The sequence below is a fragment of the Pseudomonas sp. 05N434 genome, assembly GCF_056396965.1.
This window is the reverse complement of the sequence record NZ_JBFTMK010001183.1, coordinates 1-381: the sequence shown is the minus strand read 5'-3', so window position 1 is coordinate 381 and position 381 is coordinate 1. Positions and strand designations below refer to the sequence as shown.

The window sequence follows — 381 nt, the reverse complement described above, 5'->3', positions numbered from 1 at the left end:
GTGAAAGTCTAGACTCGGCCTCTATGTTTTTATCCAGCCGCTCTAGAAAGCTCTTAGACAAAACAGCGATGTTTTGTTCTTGTGCAAAACGGCTTAGATCTGCTCCGGCATCCGTTGTCGCGATAATTGCTCTATCACAATTGAGTATGGTCTGAAGGCCTTTAACCCAGAGTACCCGCTCGAACGCTTTTGGTGAGCGTTTGTTTTTAACATCTACTACCGCGCGGACTCTAACGCTCGCGGCTTGGCGATTGTAGAGCCATACATCTATGTCTGTGACATCTGTGCCATTATATTTAAATGGTACAGATCGAATAGTAAAGAAACCCTGCTTTTCAAAATACGCTCTGACTAGTTCTTCGAGCACTGCACCTTTTGGAG

1 protein-coding gene is annotated in these 381 nt (G+C 45.1%); it reads right to left on the bottom strand.

Going from position 1 to position 381, the window contains the following annotated elements; translation table 11 throughout:
- On the bottom strand, positions 1 to 381 hold a 381-nt coding region (locus AC1DLB_RS32345), incomplete at both ends, for a hypothetical protein (RefSeq protein WP_477786577.1).